The 18310-nt window shown below is 66.2% G+C and carries 11 protein-coding genes; 7 read left to right on the top strand and 4 right to left on the bottom strand.

The genetic code is table 11. The features are described 5' to 3' along the window. The first annotated feature begins 38 nt into the window (after nucleotides 1–38). Nucleotides 39–1167 (top strand): peptide chain release factor 2 gene (gene prfB, locus BMZ45_RS12680; RefSeq protein WP_139215498.1). Its coding sequence is split into 2 segments (ribosomal slippage): nucleotides 39–113 and nucleotides 115–1167, totalling 1128 coding nucleotides; the frame shifts between segments, so codons are not numbered across the junction. A gap of 65 nt (nucleotides 1168–1232) precedes the next feature. Here the strand turns inward: prfB and BMZ45_RS22130 are convergent. Continuing rightward, a complete protein-coding gene (locus tag BMZ45_RS22130) occupies nucleotides 1233–1367 on the bottom strand; it encodes a hypothetical protein (protein ID WP_256374557.1) in 135 nt (44 codons plus the stop codon). A 213-nt stretch (nucleotides 1368–1580) separates the two neighbouring features. Here BMZ45_RS22130 and lysS point away from each other — a divergent pair, with 213 nt between their 5' ends. The 3 genes from lysS to BMZ45_RS12665 all read left to right on the top strand — a co-directional run bounded on the left by lysS (nucleotide 1581) and on the right by BMZ45_RS12665 (nucleotide 6542). After that, the gene (lysS, locus tag BMZ45_RS12675) at nucleotides 1581–3095 is read left to right on the top strand and encodes a lysine--tRNA ligase (protein ID WP_091636913.1); all 1515 of its coding nucleotides are present in this window, start codon (nucleotides 1581–1583) and stop codon (nucleotides 3093–3095) included. 219 nt (nucleotides 3096–3314) lie between these two features. Next, nucleotides 3315–4373, top strand: a complete 1059-nt coding sequence (locus BMZ45_RS12670) for a response regulator (protein WP_055901601.1) — start codon at nucleotides 3315–3317, stop codon at nucleotides 4371–4373. Between the two features lie 3 nt (nucleotides 4374–4376). Beyond that, nucleotides 4377–6542 (top strand): response regulator, encoded by a 2166-nt coding sequence (locus BMZ45_RS12665; RefSeq protein WP_091636911.1) that lies wholly within the window; start codon nucleotides 4377–4379, stop codon nucleotides 6540–6542. A 51-nt stretch (nucleotides 6543–6593) separates the two neighbouring features. On the opposite strand, the gene BMZ45_RS12660 is transcribed toward BMZ45_RS12665, so the two are convergent. Then, complete coding sequence (locus BMZ45_RS12660) at nucleotides 6594–7487, bottom strand: crotonase/enoyl-CoA hydratase family protein (protein ID WP_082576287.1); 894 nt, start codon at nucleotides 7485–7487, stop codon at nucleotides 6594–6596. Between the two features lie 287 nt (nucleotides 7488–7774). Beyond that, a complete protein-coding gene (locus BMZ45_RS12655; protein ID WP_091636910.1) occupies nucleotides 7775–9448 on the bottom strand; it encodes a long-chain fatty acid--CoA ligase in 1674 nt (557 codons plus the stop codon). A 185-nt stretch (nucleotides 9449–9633) separates the two neighbouring features. Between BMZ45_RS12655 and BMZ45_RS12650 the strand changes: the two genes are divergently transcribed. Next, nucleotides 9634–10104 carry a nuclear transport factor 2 family protein gene (locus BMZ45_RS12650; RefSeq protein WP_254776631.1) on the top strand — a complete coding sequence of 157 codons (471 nt, stop codon included), beginning with the start codon at nucleotides 9634–9636 and terminating at the stop codon, nucleotides 10102–10104. Between the two features lie 617 nt (nucleotides 10105–10721). On the opposite strand, the gene acnA is transcribed toward BMZ45_RS12650, so the two are convergent. Beyond that, a complete protein-coding gene (gene acnA, locus BMZ45_RS12645) occupies nucleotides 10722–13487 on the bottom strand; it encodes an aconitate hydratase AcnA (protein ID WP_091636909.1) in 2766 nt (921 codons plus the stop codon). A gap of 350 nt (nucleotides 13488–13837) precedes the next feature. Between acnA and acnB the strand changes: the two genes are divergently transcribed. Next, a complete protein-coding gene (gene acnB / locus BMZ45_RS12640; protein WP_056174895.1) occupies nucleotides 13838–16435 on the top strand; it encodes a bifunctional aconitate hydratase 2/2-methylisocitrate dehydratase in 2598 nt (865 codons plus the stop codon). 282 nt (nucleotides 16436–16717) lie between these two features. Then, nucleotides 16718–17029 (top strand): hypothetical protein, encoded by a 312-nt coding sequence (locus BMZ45_RS21285; protein WP_139215497.1) that lies wholly within the window; start codon nucleotides 16718–16720, stop codon nucleotides 17027–17029. Nucleotides 17030–18310 lie beyond the last annotated feature (1281 nt).

Here is an 18310-nt window from a genome sequence, read left to right as displayed (position 1 = left end):
CTAGAATCGCCGGTTCATCCGCATCAAAACCACCGGACATGATCGAACTCAATCCCGTCCGCCAGCGCATCGCCGACCTCACCGGACGGCTGGATTCGCTCAGGGGGTATCTTTGACTACGACAGCAAGGTCGAACGTCTAGAAGAAGTCAACCGCGAACTCGAAAACCCGGACATCTGGAACGACGCCGAGCGCGCCCAGGGCCTGGGTCGCGAGCGCGCCTCGCTGGAAAAGGTCGTCGACGGCATCCGCAACCTCACCGACGGCCTGGTCGGCGCCGGCGAGCTGCTGGAGCTGGCCGAGATGGAGGACGACGAGTCCACCGCCCAGGCCGTGGTCGCCGACGTCGAGGGCTACGCCAAGGAGGTCGAGAAGCTCGAGTTCCGGCGCATGTTCTCCGGCAAGATGGACGCGTCCAACGCCTTCGTCGACATCCAGGCCGGCGCCGGCGGCACCGAAGCCCAGGACTGGGCCGAAATCCTGCTGCGCATGTACCTGCGCTGGTGCGAGTCGCGCGGCTGGAAGACCGAACTGATGGAAGCCAGCGGCGGCGACGTCGCCGGCATCAAGTCGGCCACGCTGCGGGTCGAGGGCGATTTCGCCTACGGCTGGCTCAAGACCGAAACCGGCGTGCACCGGCTGGTGCGCAAGTCGCCGTTCGACTCCGACAACCGTCGCCACACCAGCTTCACTTCGGTGTTCGTGTCGCCGGAAGTCGACGACAACATCGACATCGAGATCAATCCGGCCGACCTGCGCACCGACGTCTACCGCTCCTCGGGCGCCGGCGGCCAGCACGTCAACAAGACCGAGTCGGCGGTGCGCATCACCCACATCCCCAGCGGGATCGTGGTGGCCTGCCAGACCGGCCGCAGCCAGCACCAGAACCGCGACAACGCGATGAAGATGCTCGCCGCCAAGCTGTACGAGCTGGAGATCCAGAAGCGCAACGCCGAACGCGACGCGGTCGAGGCGACCAAATCCGACATCGGCTGGGGCAGCCAGATCCGCAACTACGTGCTCGACCAGAGCCGGATCAAGGACCTGCGCACCGGCATCGAGCGCAGCGACACCCAGAAGGTGCTCGACGGCGACCTCGACGAGTTCGTCGAGGCCAGCCTGAAATCGGGCCTGGAAGTCGGCTCCAAACGCAGCGACGCGGTCTGAACTCCGCCGGCGACGGGCGCGACCACGGTCGTCGCCCGCCGCCCGCGGACCGCGGGGCCGCCCCTCTAGGGTTGGGCGGCGGCCGCGGCGACCTTGGCCTGATCGCGCTGCGCCAGGTGCTGGCCGAACTCGTAGCCGGCACGGGCGAGGGCGCAGACCACCGCCACCATCGCCAGTCCGATCAGAAATTTCTTGAACATGCTCGATCCGTCCCGTGGGCGCGCCGCCTTGGGGCGCACGAGCGAATCTAGACCCGGCCGGGCGCATGCGTATGTGCGCAAGGTCACCCGGTCTTTCGGGAGCGGCCGGCCGCCGCCCCGGGCGAGCAAACCGCCGCCGCTGCCAGTACTCTGCGCTCCTAAGCCGTACGTTACCGACGCCGTCCCACCGCAACCCCCTCAAACGCGAAGACCATGACCGACCAGACGCCCGAGACCACGCCGCACGACGAGAACCACCTGATCGCCGAGCGTCGCGCCAAACTCACGGCGCTGCGCGGGCAGGGCATCGCCTTCCCCAACGACTTCCGCCGCGGCGACTACGTCGGCGATCTGCAGGCGCAGTACGCCGACGCCGAGCAGTGGGGCGCCGAGGCGCTGGAAGGCCAGCACCACCGCGTCGCCGTGGCCGGCCGCGTGCTGCTCAAGCGCGACATGGGCAAGGCCGGCTTCTGCCAGATCCAGGACGAGTCCGGGCGCCTGCAGCTGTGGCTGAAGAAGGACGTACTGGGCGAGGCCTACGAGGTGTTCAAGGAACTCGACCTGGGCGACATCGTCTCGGCCGAGGGCGAGCTCACCCGCACCCGCACCGGCGAGCTGTCGCTGAAGGCCGAGAGCCTGCGCCTGCTGACCAAGGCGCTGCGTCCGCTGCCGGACAAGTTCCACGGCATGGCCGACGTCGAGCAGCGCTACCGCCAGCGCTACGTCGACCTGATCGTGTCGCCCGACGCGCGCGATGTGTTCGTCAAGCGCTCGCTGATCATCCGCGCGATCCGCGCCTGGCTGGACGCGCGCCGTTTCCTGGAAGTGGAAACGCCGATGATGCATTACATCCCCGGCGGCGCCGCGGCCAAGCCCTTCACCACCCACCACAACGCCCTCGATCTGGAGCTGTACCTGCGCGTGGCGCCGGAGCTCTACCTCAAGCGCCTGGTGGTCGGCGGCCTGGAACGCGTCTACGAGATCAACCGCAACTTCCGCAACGAGGGCGTGTCGACCCGGCACAACCCCGAGTTCACCATGCTCGAGCTGTACGAGGCCTACGCCACCTACACCGAGATCATGGACCTGACCGAGGCGGTGATCCGCCACTGCGCGCAGCAGGTGGACGCGGTGGTGTCCGAATGGGACGGCAACACCATCGACCTGGGCCCGGCGTTCCGGCGCTGGTCGATGATCGACGCGGTGCTGGAACACAACCCCGAGATCAAGCGCGAGGAGCTGCGCGACCTGGCCGCCATGCGTGCCCATTGCGCGCGCCTGAAGCTGCCGGTCAAGGCCTCCTATGGCTGGGGCAAGCTGCTGCTGGAGATCTTCGAGGCCACCGTCGAGCACACCCTGATCCAGCCGACCTTCATCACCGACCACCCGGTCGAGGTCAGCCCGCTGGCGCGCGCCAACGACCTGGACCCGGAGCTCACCGACCGCTTCGAACTGTTCATCGGCGGCAAGGAGCTGGCCAACGGCTTCTCCGAGCTCAACGACCCCGAGGACCAGGCCGCGCGCTTCCGCGCCCAGGTCGACCAGAAGGCCGGCGGCGACGACGAGGCCATGCATTACGACGCCGACTACATCCGCGCGCTGGAGGTGGGCCTGCCGCCCACCGGCGGCCTGGGCGTGGGCATCGATCGGCTGGTGATGCTGCTGACCGGTTCGTCCTCGATCCGCGACGTCCTGCTGTTTCCCTATATGCGGCCCGAAGCCGGCTGATCGCCCCCAGCGGCGGGGCGTGGCGGGACGCGGCTGGGCGGCATTCGTGAAGCCCGCCGCACCGTCCTGGCGCAAACATGGAAGGCCGCCGCGGCGGCCTTCCTGCGTTATGGATGTACGCCGGCAAGCAAAATGAACGGGGCGGCTGCCAACGGCCGCTGGGCGGGGTATCCTCGCCTTGTCGGCCACCACAGGGGGTGGCCCCTCACGGATGCCGGTGTGAACGTCGTTATCGTCGATGACCAAACGTCTGCGCGCACGATGCTGCGCCACATCATCGAGGACATTGCGTCCGAGCTGGCCGTGCACGACTTCGGCGAGCCGGAAGCGGCGCTGGCCTGGTGCGAGTCGAGCCAGCCGGATCTGTTGCTGCTGGACTACCGCATGCCCGGCATCGACGGCCTGGAATTCGCGCGCCGTTTCCGCCGTCTGCCGTTGCATCGCGACATCCCGATCATCCTGGTCACCGTGGTCGGCGACGAACCCGTGCGCCAGGCCGCGCTCGAGGCCGGGGTGATCGACTTCCTGGTCAAGCCGGTGCGCCCGCGCGAACTGCGCGCGCGTTGCCGCAACCTGCTGCAGCTGCGCCAGCAGTCCGAGAACGTGAAGCAACGCGCGCTGTCGCTGGAGCAGCGCCTGCTGTCGAGCATGCACGAGGTCGAAGAGCGCGAACGCGAAACGCTGTCGCGGCTGGCGCGCGCGATCGAGTACCGCGACGCCGGCACCAGCGCCTACCTGGAGCGCATGGCCCATATCGCCGGGCTGATCGCCGAGGCGCTGGGCATGTTCGAGGACGAAGTGCGGGTGATCGAGATGGCCGCGCCGCTGCACGACGTGGGCAAGATCGCGATCCCCGACGCGGTGCTGATGAAGCCGGGCCCCTTGACCGAGGAAGAGACGGCGGTGATGCGCCGTCATCCCAAGATCGGCTACGAGCTGCTCAGCGGCAGCCAGAACCGTTTCATCCAGGCCGGCGCGATGATCGCGCTGCGCCACCACGAACGCTACGACGGCAGCGGTTATCCGGACGGCCTGGTCGGCGAGGAGATTCCGCTGGAAGCGCGGATCGTCGCGGTCGCCGACGTGTTCGACGCCCTGATTTCGCCGCGTCCCTACAAGAAGGCCTGGGACGTGGACGCGGCCCTGGGCTATCTGTACGCGCAGCGCGGTCGGCTGTTCGACCCGCGCTGCGTGGACGCCCTGATCCGCAGCCGCGCCCGCCTCGAAGAGATTTGCAGCCGATATTCGACGAGTGTCCCCCGTCCCGGCATGGAGTAGCCGATGGCTTCCGTCCTGCGCTTGTTGAAGGAGCGCCTTTCGAATCGCCCGGACAGCGAGCACGGGCAGGCGTTGGTGCGGCTGGTGATCGCCTGCCTGATCGTGGCCTATCTGCTGGGCCTGCAGGCGTTCGAGCACGACAGCCAGGCCACCATGGTCATGCTGTGGGTGATGCTGGGCGAGTCGGTGATCGGCCTGGCCTTGCTGGCCGGGATCGTGGCCTCGCCGGGCGTATCGCACAGCCGGCGCTGGATCGGCATGATCGCCGACTATTCGACCCTGGCGATGCTGATGTCGCTGGACGCGCCCTCGCTGGCGCCGCTGTACGTGATCGTGCTGTGGGTGACCATCGGCAACGGTCTGCGTTACGGCACCACCTACCTGTACACCGCCGCCGGCCTGGCCGCGGTCTCGTTCATGGCGGTGATCCTGGGCAATCCCTATTGGCGCGTGCAGCCCTATCTGTCCGCGGGCCTGTGGATGGGCCTGGTCGCGATCCCCGCCTACCTGTCCTCGCTGCTGCGTAGTCTGCAGAAGGCCACCGAGGACGCGCGCCGCGCCAACGAGGCCAAGAGCCGTTTCCTGGCCAACATGAGCCACGAGCTGCGCACGCCCTTGAACGGCATCATCGGCATGGCCGAGCTCATGCACGGCACCCGTCTGGCGCCGGAGCAGCGCGAGTACGCCGAGGTCATCCACACCTCGGCGCAGTCGCTGCTGTTGCTGGTCAACGACGTGCTCGACATCTCGGCGATCGAGGCCGGCAAGCTGCAGCGCCGCGACGTCGATTTCAACCTGCAGGAAGTGCTCAAGCGCCTGCAGAAGATGCTGCAGCCGCTGGCCTCGGCCAAGGGCCTGACCTTCAAGGTCGACATCGAGGACGACGTGCCGGTGCGCCTCAACGGCGACAGCGCGCTGCTGACCCAGGTGCTGTTGAACCTGATGCACAACGCGGTCAAGTTCACCGAGAAGGGCGGGGTGTCGCTGGTCGCGCGCCTGGCCGGCGACCGCGCCGACAGCGCGGATTCCGAGCGCCGCGTGTGGCTGCGCTTCTCGGTGCGCGACACCGGCATCGGCGTGCCCAGCCAGGACGCCGAGCGCATCTTCCAGGCCTTCGAGCAGGTCGACACCGGGCCGACCCGGCGTTTCGGCGGCACCGGCCTGGGCACCACCATCGCGCGCACCCTGACCCAGTTGCTGGGCGGCGAGATCGGCCTGGAAGAGAACCCCGGCGGCGGCAGCCATTTCTGGATCGAGCTGCCGATGCTGCTGGAGGAAACCCAGCCGACCCAGCAGCACGACACCGCCAGCAGCGACGGCGGCAAGGTGATCTCGTTCGAGGATCCCTTCATCCGCCACAAGACCCGGGTGCGCAATCTGCGCGTGCTGATCGCCGACGATCAGCAGGCCAACCGCACCGTGCTCACGCGCATCCTCGAGCGCGCCGGCCACCGCGTGACCGCGGTCAACGACGGCGAGCAGGCCCTGGACCAGCTCGAGGTCGCGCAGTTCGAACTGGCCGTGCTGGACATGCACATGCCCGGCCTCAGCGGCCTGGACGTGATCCGCCAGTTGCGTTTCATGCAGGCCGGCACCGGCCGCAATACCCCGACCATCATTCTCAGCGCCGACGCCACGTTGCAGGCCTCGGAAGCGGCCAACGAGGCCGGCGCGATGGCGTTCCTGACCAAGCCGATCGTGGTCGGGCGCCTGCTCGAGACCATCGCCGACGTGGTCGATTCGCAGAAGCTGCCGGCGGTGCGCGCGATCAGCGATGTGAGCCGTCCGCTGACCAATCCGGCGGTGTTGGCGGAACTAGCGGAAATGGGCCTGGGCGAGCAGTTCCTGCGCGATTTCGTCGAGCAGTGCCTGAAGGACGCCGGCGGCTGCCAGCAGGAGCTGGCCAAGGTCGGTGCGGCGCGCAACTGGGAGGAGTTCCGCGAGGTCGCGCACGCCTACAAGGGCGTGGCCGAGAACCTGGGCGCGCACTCGATCGCCGAGCGCTGCTCGCAGATCATGCGCGCGAGCGACGAAGTCCTGGCGCGCGAGCAGTCCAAACTGGTCTCGGACCTGGCCGCGCAGCTAACGGCGGTGACCGACGCCAGCCGTCATGAAGTCGCCCGCCTCAGCCGCAACGGGCGCGGCAAGGACGTTCCGGACGTCTCCTGAGCCCTTCGTCCTGCCACGCAAGACGCGTGGCAGGCTCCCCCTGCGAAGTCCTCATGCGAATGCAAGCGCCGGAGCGTTCGATTCCGCGCGGCGCTGCTGAGCGCGCACCAGGCGTTCCATGGTCTTCAGCCCGCGGTCGTTCAGGCGCATCGCCGCATCGACCCATTCGGTGGTGACCGACAGCAGTTCGTCCAGGGTGACCGGATTGCAGGCCTGGCGGACCGTGTTCATCGCGCGCAGCGCGTTGCCGATGCGCTGGTTGCGCTTGACCATGTCGGCGGCCGCCCGCAGGCCTTCGCCGCGCGGCACGACCAGGTCGACCACGCCCATGCGCTGCAGTTCCTCGACCGGGTAGACGCGCGCGTCCAGCATCATGCGCTCGGCCTGGACCGGAGTGACGCGACGGGTGAGGAAGGTATAGGCGCCCATGCCCGGGAACAGGTCGAACAGCACTTCCGGGAAGCCCATGCCGGTGCCTTCCTCGGCGATGATGGTGTGGCAGCACAGCGCGGCTTCGAAACCGCCGCCGAGCGCGTCGCCCTGGATCACGGCGATGCTGTGCACGCGATCTTCGTAGAGCTGGTAGAGATTGAACGCGACCTCGATGCAGAGCTTGGCGTACTCGAGCAGGCGGCCGCGGTTGCCGTTGCGGATCAGCTGCGAGAACAGGGCCAGATCGCCGCCGAGGTTGAAGGCCTGGGCGTCGTCGGAGGCCAGCACGAGATGATGGATACCGGCGCGCGCATCGTCGGACGCGGCAAGCTCGCGACGGATGCATTCCTGAGTGCGCTTCATATCCCACAGCAGGCGCTCGGAGAAGCAGGGGTGGTAGACCTGGGACGGATTGGCGTGCATGTAGCACCAATCGGCGGTGCCGGCGGCATCGGTGACGCGGCGGAACAGCGAGGAATCTTCGAGGTGCAAACGTGCGGGGACAGCAGACATGGCGAGGCTCCTAGTCGTAGTAGGGAATGGCGGGCCTTAGCCCGGCAAATTCATGCTACACCTGCCGTTCAGACTCGAAGCTCCAGAAATTGGCCGACCCCGCGGCCAGAACGGGCGTGTGGCCGATTCAGCATGCCTCAGCGGGCGTGACCCGCTCGGCAAACCGGTACCCGGCAGGGGCGATTCTAAGCGCCCAAAACGAAGCGCCCGCAAGGCTCGGGGCCTTGCGGGCGCGTTTAAGCGGCTTATCGGACGGACGGTGCCGTTAGCTGCCGGATCGGCGGCGTTCAGGCCGCCGGCGCGTCTCGCAGCTCGCGGCGCAGGATCTTGCCGACGTTGGTCTTGGGCAGCTCGGTGCGGAACTCGACGTACTTGGGATGCTTGTAGCCGGTCAGGTTCTCGCGCGCGTGCGCCTTGACCTGCTCGGCGGTCAGCGCCTGGTCCTTCTTGACGATCACCACCTTGACCGCCTCGCCGGACTTCTCGTCGGGCACGCCGACCGCGGCGACTTCCAGCACGCCGGGCATCATCGCGATCACGTCCTCGACCTCGTTCGGGTACACGTTGAAGCCCGACACCAGGATCATGTCCTTCTTGCGATCGACGATATAGAAGTAGCCTTGTTCGTCCATGCGCGCCATGTCGCCGGTGTGCAGCCAGCCTTCGTTGTCGATGACGTTGGCGGTTTCCTCCGGACGCTTCCAGTAGCCCTTCATCACCTGCGGGCCCTTGATGCACAGCTCGCCGACTTCGCCCATCGGCAGCATGTTGCCGTTCTCGTCCTTGACGCAGGCGTCGGTGGAGGAGATCGGCAGGCCGATCGCGCCGTTGTAGTCGGCCAGATTCATCGGATTGATGCAGGCCGCGGGCGAGGTTTCGGTGAGGCCGTAGGCTTCCAGCAGGGTCACGCCGGTGACCTGCTTCCAGCGCTCGGCCACGGCGCGCTGCACCGCCATGCCGCCGCCCAGGGTCAGGTGCAGCCGCGAGAAGTCGACCTCGTCGAAACCGGGCGTGTTGAGCAGGCCGTTGAACAGGGTATTGACGCCGGTGATGGCGGTGAACGGGGTTTTCTTCAGCTCTTTCACGAACCCGGGCATGTCGCGCGGGTTGGTGATCATGTGGTTGAGGCCGCCGAACTTCATGAAGACCAGACCGTTCGCCGTCAACGCGAAGATGTGGTACAGCGGCAGCGCGGTGATGATGATTTCCTCGCCCAGCTTGACGTTGGTGCCGACCCAGGCCGCGGCCTGCTGCATGTTGGCGACCAGGTTGCGGTGGGTGAGCATCGCGCCCTTGGCCACGCCGGTGGTGCCGCCGGTGTACTGCAGGAAGGCGATATCGTCGGGCGTGATCTCGATCTCGGGCAGCTTATGCATCTGGCCCAGGGTGAGCGCGTCGCGGAAGCGGGTGGCGCCCGGGATGTTGTAGTCCGGGATCATCTTCTTCACGTGCTTGAGCATGAAGTTGACGATCGCGCCCTTGGGGAAGCCGAGCATGTCGCCCAGGCCGGTGGTGATGACCTTGATCGAGCTGCCGGCGATCACGTTCTGCACGGTGTCGCCGAAGTTGTCGAGCACGAAGATGACGCTGGCGCCGGAGTCGTCGAGCTGGTGCTTGAGCTCGCGCGGCGTGTACATCGGGTTGGTGTTGACCACGGTCAGGCCGGCGCGCAGCACGCCGAAGGTCGCGATCGGATACTGCAGGCAGTTGGGCATCATGATCGCGACGCGATCGCCCTTCTTCAGCTTGAGCTCGCCGAGCAGGTAGGCCGCGAACTGGGCGCTGAGGCGGTCGATCTCGCCGTAGGTCAGGACCTTGCCGAGGTTGGAGAAGGCCGGGCGGTCGCGATACTTCTCAATCGCGGTTTCCAGCACCGATACGATGGACGGGAACTCGTCCACGTCGATTTGCGGCGGCACTTCCGCCGGGTACTGGGCAAGCCACGGACGTTCAAAACTCATCGCGATCCCCTCTCTATCGCCGGTGTTTCCGTTCATTGGCAGCGCAGCGAATGCGCCGCCGTACGGTCCTCTCTGGATTGGAGCATAGGCTCTATTGGCTGGCAAGGAGAGCCAGGCAGGGGGAGCGAAACACCGTCGCGACGTGTCAGGATGGCGACCGAAAAAACGAACGGACGGTCAGGTCTATGAGCCCCTCTGCGACGAGTTTCGGGACGCCGCCTTGGCGTCGTATCGCCCATGGTCTGTGCGCACTGGCGCTGCTGGCCTTGCTGGCCGCCTGCGCGCGCACGCCGCCCGAGCAGCGTTTGCGCGAAACCCTGGGCGAGCTGCAGACCGCGCTGGAACAGCGCGACCTGGAGGCCCTGCACGCAAGCCTGGCCGAGGATTTCGTCGGCCCGGACGGCATGGACCGCAACGGCGCCCGCGCGCTGGCGATGCTGAGTTTCCGCCGCTACCGCGACGTCGGCGTGGTGCTGGGGCCGGCGCAGATCGAGATCCAGGGCGACCGCGCCACGGTGCGCTTCAGCGCGGCGCTCAGCGGCGGCGCCGGCCAGGTGCTGCCGGAGGCGGCGCAGGTCTACGAGGTACAGACCGGTTGGCGCGAAAGCGACGGCGAATGGCGGATTAGCAGCGCGGAGTGGAAGCCGAAGCTGTAGGGTCGAGAGAGGAGGGCGGATGACCGCTTTCCCTTCTCCCGCCTGCGGGAGAAGGTGCCCGAAGGGCGGATGAGGGCAACGAATGAGGTTGGAGTTTCGCGCCTGCGGCGCCCCTCACCCCAACCCGCCCCCCGGCCCGACGGCACAGCGGCCGGGCGTTCGGTGCAGTGCGAGCCATGGCTCGCAAACGCCGCCCTTCACCCCGCGAGCGGGAGAGGGGCTAATGCGCGTGGATATACGAGGTTCGTTTCCCTTCTCCCGCCTGCGGGAGAAGGGGCCCGAAGGGCGGATGAGGGCAACGGATGAGGTTGGAGTTTCGCGCCTGCGGCAGCCCTCACCCCAACCCGCACCCCGGCCCGACGGCACAGCGGCCGGGCGTTCGGTGCAGCGCGAGCCATGGCTCGCAAACGCCGCAGTTCACCCCGCGAGCGGGAGAGGGGCTAATGCGCGTGGATATACGAGGTTCGTTTCCCTTCTCCCGCCTGCGGGAGAAGGTGCCCGAAGGGCGGATGAGGGCAACGGATGAGGTTGGAGTTTCGCGCCTGCGGCAGCCCTCACCCCAACCCCTCTCCCGCAGGCGGGAGAGGGGCTACGAGCCGGGCAGGGCTTAAGACCGCTTACGCCGCCTTGCGCGCCGCCAACTGCCGCAGCACGTAATGCAGGATGCCGCCGTGCCGGAAGTACTCGACTTCCTTAGGCGTCAGCAGCAGCACCTTGACCTCGAACTGGACGCGACTGCCGTCGGCCTTGGTCGCGGTCAGGGTGGCGGTCTTGGCGGCGCCGTCCTGCAGGCCGGTCACGTCGATCACTTCCGAGCCGTCCAGGCCGTGGGTCTGGGCGTTCTCGCCGTCCTTGAACTGCAGCGGCAGCACGCCCATGCCGACCAGGTTGGAGCGGTGGATGCGCTCGAAGCTCTCGGCGATCACCGCCTTGACGCCCAGCAGGTTGGTGCCCTTGGCGGCCCAGTCGCGCGAGGAGCCGGTGCCGTATTCCTTGCCGGCGAACACCACCAGCGGCACGCCGTCGGCCTTGTACTTCATGGCCGCGTCGTAGATCGCCAGCTTCTCGCCGGCGCCGCCGTCCTTGCCGAAGTACAGGGTGTTGCCGCCTTCCTCGCCGCCGAACATCAGGTTCTTGATGCGGATGTTGGCGAAGGTGCCGCGCACCATCACGTCGTCGTTGCCGCGGCGCGAGCCGTAGCTGTTGAAGTCGACCGGCTGCACGCCGCGTTCCTGCAGGAAGCGGCCGGCGGGCGAATCCTTCTTGATGTTGCCGGCCGGCGAGATGTGGTCGGTGGTGATCGAGTCGCCGAACAGGCCCATCACGCGCGCGCCGGTCACGTCGGCGATATGGCCGACCTGCATAGTCATGCCGTCGAAGTAGGGCGGGTTCTTGATGTAGGTGGAAGCCTCGTCCCACTGGAAGGACTCGCCGTCGGGCGAGGCGATCTGGTTCCAGCGCGAGTCGCCCTTGAACACGTCGGCGTAGTTCTGCGCGAACAGCTCCGGGCCGACGGTGGCGGCGATGGTGTCGCCGATTTCCTTGTTGCTGGGCCAGATGTCGCGCAGGTAGACGTCCTGGCCGTCGCTGCCCTTGCCGATCGGTTCCTGGGTGAGGTCGATGTTCACCGTGCCGGCGATCGCGTAGGCCACCACCAGCGGCGGCGAGGCCAGGTAGTTGGCCTTCACTTCCGGATGCACGCGGCCTTCGAAGTTGCGGTTGCCCGACAGCACCGAGGCCACCACCAGCTCGTTCTCGGCGATGCCCTTGGAGACTTCGTCCGGCAGCGGGCCGGAGTTGCCGATGCAGGTGGTGCAGCCATATCCGACCACGTAGAAGCCCAGCTTCTCCAGATCGTCCAGCACGCCGGCCTTCTTCAGGTAATCGGTGACCACCAGCGAGCCCGGCCCCAACGAGGTCTTCACCCAGGGCTTGGACTTCAGGCCCAGGCGCGCGGCGTTGCGCGCGAGCAGGCCGGCGCCCAGCATCACCGCCGGGTTGGAAGTGTTGGTGCAGGAAGTGATCGCGGCGATCACCACCGAGCCATCGCAGAGCTCGGCATCCTGGTCCTTGATCCGGATCCTGGATACGGGCTTGGCCGCCAGGTGCTCGGCCTGCGGCTGCGCGCCGCCCTCGGCCTTGAGCTCGTCGATCGCACAACCGACCTTGGGCTTGCGGTTGGCGACCAGCGGGCCGAGGTTGTCCTGGAAGTTGCTGTGCACGTTTTCCAGCAACACCCGGTCCTGCGGGCGCTTGGGGCCGGCCAACGAGGGTTTGACGTCGCCCAGGTCCAGTTCCAGCGTGGCCGAATAGGTCGCGTGGGCCTGGCCGGGCTCGTGCCACAGGCCCTGGACCTTGGCATAGGCCTCGACCAGGGCGATCTGTTCCTCCGAGCGGCCGGACAGGCGCAGGTAGGTCAGGGCCTCGGCGTCGATCGGGAAGATGCCGCAGGTCGCGCCGTACTCGGGCGCCATGTTGGCGATGGTGGCGCGGTCGGCCAGCGGCAGGTGCTGCAGGCCATCGCCGTAGAACTCGACGAACTTGCCGACCACCCCGTGCTTGCGCAGCATCTGGGTCACGGTCAGCACCAAGTCGGTGGCGGTGGCGCCCTCGGGCAGCTTGCCGCTCAACTTGAAGCCGACCACCTGCGGAATCAGCATCGACGAAGGCTGGCCCAGCATCGCCGCCTCGGCCTCGATGCCGCCCACGCCCCAGCCCAGCACACCGATGCCGTTGATCATGGTGGTGTGGCTGTCGGTACCGAACACCGTGTCCGGGAAGGCCTGCAGCTCGCCGTTGACCTCGCGGCCCATGACCACGCGGGCCAGGTTCTCCAGGTTGACCTGGTGGACGATGCCGGTGTTGGGCGGCACCACCTTGAAGTTCTCGAAGGATTTCTGGCCCCAGCGCAGGAAGCTGTAGCGCTCCTGATTGCGCTGGAATTCGATCTTGCCGTTGAGGTCCAGCGCTTCCGGGCTGCCGTAGACGTCGACCTGGACCGAGTGGTCGATGACCAGTTCGGACGGGATCAGCGGGTTGATCTGCGAGGGCTTGCCGCCCAGGCGCCCGACCGCGTCGCGCATCGCGGCCAGATCGACCACGCAGGGCACGCCGGTGAAGTCCTGCAGGACCACGCGCGCGGGCATGAAGGCGATCTCGGTATCCGGCTCGCGGGTCGCGTCCCATTGCGCGACCGCCTCGATGTGCTCCGGGCCCACGGTCATGCCGCCGTCCTCGTGGCGCAGCAGGTTCTCCAGCAGGATCTTCATGGAGTAGGGCAGGCGGGCGATGTCGTAGCGCTCACCCAGGGCCGGCAGGCTGAAATAGGTGTAGTCGCGGCCGTTGACGGAAAGCTGGCGGCGGGTCGAATAGGAGTCGGGCATGGGGGTGATGCTCCTGATGTGCGGCTGGCGTGCCCGCGTGTGCGGGCAAGGTGGCGTGCGTTCGTCGCGATTATCACCTTATCGGATTCAGGTAGCGTGCAGACAATGGTCGCAAGCGCGCCACAGCGTTCCGTAAAAACCACGCAAAGCCTTGCCGGATATGGCTGTCAGGCCCCGGGCGCGTTGCCGCGAAACGCCTTTCCAGGCAAAATACGCGGTCGAGGGGCCGCCCGCTTCAGACCCGCTCCGAAAGGGCAAGCTCCGAACCCCGCCAGCCCGCGACGCATCCCATTCCGGTGGCCGATGCGGCGCCGGCGCGGTGCACACCAGCTCCATCTACGGGACTCTCCATGCTCTCCAGCTACCGCCAACACGTTGCCGAGCGCGCCGCGCTGGGCATTCCGCCGCTGCCGCTGACCGCTCAGCAGACCGCCGAGGTCATCGAACTGCTGAAGAACCCGCCGGCGGGCGAGGGCGAGTTCCTGCTCGACCTGATCACCCACCGCGTCCCCGCCGGCGTCGACGACGCCGCCAAGGTCAAGGCCTCCTATCTGGCCGCGGTCGCGTTCGGCACCGAAACCAACCCGCTGATCAGCCGCGAGCGCGCCACCGAGCTGCTGGGCACCATGCTGGGCGGCTACAACATCCATCCGCTGATCGAGCTGCTCGACGACGCCCAGGTCGGCGGCGTGGCCGCGAACGCGCTCAAGCACACCCTGCTGATGTTCGACGCCTTCCACGACGTCCAGGAAAAGGCCGAGCAGGGCAACGCCAATGCCCGCGCCGTACTGCAGAGCTGGGCCGACGCCGAATGGTTCACCAGCAAGCCGGAAGTGCCGGAAAGCCTGACCATCACCGTGTTCAAGGTGACCGGCGAAACCAATACCGACGACCTCTCGCCGGCGCCCGACGCGACCACGCGCCCGGACATCCCGCTGCACGCGCTGGCGATGCTGAAGAACAAGCGCGACGGCATCGAGCCCGAGGAAGACGGCAAGCGCGGCCCGATCGCCTTCATCGAGTCGCTCAAGGATCAGGGCCACCTGGTCGCCTACGTCGGCGACGTGGTCGGCACCGGCTCCAGCCGCAAGTCGGCGACCAACTCGGTGCTGTGGTTCACCGGCGAAGACATCCCCTACATCCCGAACAAGCGCTTCGGCGGCGTGTGCCTGGGTTCGAAGATCGCGCCGATCTTCTACAACACCATGGAAGACGCCGGCGCGCTGCCGATCGAACTCGACGTGTCGCAGATGAACATGGGCGACGTGGTCGAGCTGCGCCCCTACGACGGCAAGGCGATCAAGGACGGCGTGGTGATCGCCGAGTTCGCGCTCAAGTCCGACGTGCTGCTGGACGAAGTCCGCGCCGGCGGCCGCATCCCGCTGATCGTCGGCCGCGGCCTCACCGCCAAGGCGCGCGAGGCCCTGGGCCTGCCCACCTCGACCCTGTTCCGCCTGCCGCAGAACCCGGCCGACACCGGCAAGGGCTATTCGCTGGCGCAGAAGATGGTCGGTCGCGCCTGCGGCCTGCCGGAAGTCGACGGCGTGCAGCCGGGCATCCGTCCGGGCACCTACTGCGAACCCAAGATGACCTCGGTGGGCTCGCAGGACACCACCGGCCCGATGACCCGCGACGAGCTCAAGGACCTGGCCTGCCTGGGCTTCTCGGCCGATCTGGTGATGCAGTCGTTCTGCCACACCGCCGCGTACCCCAAGCCGGTCGACGTCAAGACCCACCACGACCTGCCGGCCTTCATCAGCAACCGCGGCGGCATCGCCCTGCGCCCGGGCGACGGCGTGATCCACTCCTGGCTCAACCGCATGCTGATGCCCGACACCGTCGGCACCGGCGGCGACTCCCACACCCGGTTCCCGGTCGGCATCTCGTTCCCGGCCGGCTCCGGCCTGGTCGCGTTCGCCGCGGCCACCGGCGTGATGCCGCTGGATATGCCCGAGTCGGTGCTGGTGCGCTTCAAGGGCGAGATGCAGCCCGGCGTGACCCTGCGCGACCTGGTCAACGCGATCCCGCTGGCCGCGATCCAGCAGGGCCTGCTGACCGTGGCCAAGCAGGGCAAGAAGAACATCTTCTCCGGCCGCATCCTCGAGATCGAAGGCCTGCCGCAGCTCAAGGTCGAACAGGCCTTCGAACTGTCCGACGCCTCGGCCGAGCGCTCCGCTGCCGGTTGCACGGTGAAGCTGGATGCCGAACCGATCATCGAGTACCTGACCAGCAACATCACCCTGCTCAAGTGGATGATCGCCGAAGGCTATGCCGACCCGCGCTCGCTGCAGCGCCGGATCAAGGCGATGGAAGGCTGGCTGGCCAACCCGCAACTGCTGGAAGGCGACGCCGACGCCGAGTACGCCGCGGTGATCGACATCGACCTCAACCAGATCGTCGAACCCATCGTGGCCTGCCCGAACGACCCGGACGACGTGAAGACCCTGTCCGACGTCGCCGGCGCGGCCATCGACGAGGTCTTCATCGGCTCGTGCATGACCAACATCGGCCACTTCCGCGCCGCCGCCAAGCTGCTGGAAGGCAAGCGCGACATCCCGACCCGTCTGTGGGTCGCGCCGCCGACCAAGATGGACGCCTCCGAGCTGACCAAGGAAGGCCACTACGGCACCTTCGGCACCGCCGGCGCGCGCATGGAAATGCCGGGCTGCTCGCTGTGCATGGGCAACCAGGCCCAGGCCCGCGAGGGCGCGACGGTGTTCTCGACCAGCACCCGTAACTTCCCCAACCGTCTGGGCCGCAACACCAACGTCTACCTGGGCTCGGCCGAACTGGCCGCGATCTGCTCGCGCCTGGGCCGCATCCCGACCCGCGAGGAGTACATGGCGGACGTCGGCGTGCTCAAGGCCAGCGGCGACCAGATCTACCGCTACATGAACTTCGATCAGATCGAGGATTACAAGACCGTGGCGGATACTGTCGCGGCTTGATCGGATCGTAAGTTTCGGGCGCTAGGCGCTCGCGGAAAACCCGGCTTCGGCCGGGTTTTTTGTGTCTGTTTAGACGTAATTATGTGGAGCGACTATGGAAATTATCAGTCCGCGCTGAACAAATCGGGCCTTGGCGGAATGATTCCGATTGCTTACGGTCGCGACATCTTCTAGCGTCGCAAGTTGCTGCATGCCAATTCACTAAAGCCGACGCCGCTTCGCGGTGCGGCCGAATTCAGGCGCTAGGCCGAGCAGCAGGGGCAACGGCGACTTGGAGGAATCATGCGGCGTGGATTATTGGTTGTCGCAGCGTTTTGGCTCGCTATCGCGGCTTTACTGGCGCTGCAGTTCTGGCCACTTGTTCCGAACTCCTTACTCGGTTGGGTTTTGTTTGTTGTTATTGGGCCGCCGCTCTATGTAATTGTTTCAATACTTGCTGAGTGGCTCTCCGGCTGGTTGTTCCCGCCCAAGCCGGGCGCCGCCGTCTTGCGTCGTCCGTTTTCCATCAAGCGTGTGCTGATGGCTCTAGGTATAGGCTTGGTCGTCCTTGCGCTCTGTTGGTGGTTCGCATCATGGTTGGCTGGCACGTCGTAGCGCCGCCTGACAATTCATTCGAGCCTGAGCTACTTCGCGTTCATGCTGCAGCGGCCATAGCGGCGGGCGCAGCGAATCAGCTCTTGGAGCACAGGCTCTAACAATTCATTCAAGCTGACCCGCTTAGCCGTTCGGCTCAACTCGGGCGCCTCACGAGGTGTTTATGCCATTCGCTCGAACTCTGATTGCCTTTGGGCTTGTGTTTCTAGTTCTGCCACTGCCCGCTCAACAGCACAACGTTCGTCCGCCGCAAGGATTGGTTCCAGACGCTAGAACCGCAATTTCCATTGCGGTGGCTGTCTGGGTGCCAATCTACGGCGAGAAGCAGATCGAGTCGGAGCGACCCTATCGGGCAACACTTGCTGATGGGAAATGGACTGTGACAGGCTCACTGCCCAAAGGCTGGGTAGGCGGCACTGCGATAGCCGTCATTTCCAGGTCGGACGGCCAAATCTTACGTGTTAGCCACGGCAAGTGAGGCTTAACTATTCATTCAAGCCGAACCCGCTTCGCGACTTGGCTTAATTCAGGCGCTGGGCCGCAGGTGAAGCATGTCGCAATACTTTGTCCACAACGGTTACTGCGGTTGGTCTTATGGCACTCCGAGCGATCCTCAGTTGGTCTCAGCTGAGGATGCTGCCAAGCTGATGCGTTCAGTCAATCTCAGCTCTGACCAAGTTGCGCTTATCCAGCCGCCAGCTCAGTACGCCGAAACAGGTCAAAGCCTTTTTGAATTGACTGGGGGCAATCGTTTTCTATTTTTTGGCAGTTCCACAGAGTGCGCTGATGTCAATCCAGATAAGGTCGCTACACCTCTCACTATCAACTGGCCTGCGGTCTAACAATTCATTCAAGCCGAACCCGCTTCGCGGCTCGGCTTAATTCAGGCGTTAGGCGCCATGTCCAGCCATCACGTTGTTCTAATCAGAGCCATTGGACCGCGACCTGAGTTCTATCGGGTCGCAGAGCACTTGTGGGGCGACGACTGCGACTTCGACTCGGATGGCGATAGCCAGGATCCCGGCGACCGTAACTGGACAGAACTGTCATTGTCGTTACGTGGCCCGTCCGGGGAAAACCTGGATGCTGAGCATCTAGATATCGATCCAGTTTCCTTAGATCCTCTGGTTCTGGCGGTACGCTCCCCGCAGCAGCCTCTCTGCCAGAGGGCTGCTGAATTCATAATCTCTTGTTCGGGCGGCACGGTTGAGCACGCTGGCGCTTAGCAGTTCATTCAAGCCGAAGCCGCTTTGCGGGTCGGCGTTAGGCCTTGTATGCCGC

Source organism: Lysobacter sp. cf310 (genome assembly GCF_900114355.1).
Classification (GTDB): domain Bacteria; phylum Pseudomonadota; class Gammaproteobacteria; order Xanthomonadales; family Xanthomonadaceae; genus Lysobacter.
The sequence above is the reverse complement of the archived record's forward strand: the minus strand, read 5'-3'. Positions and strand labels throughout refer to the sequence as shown.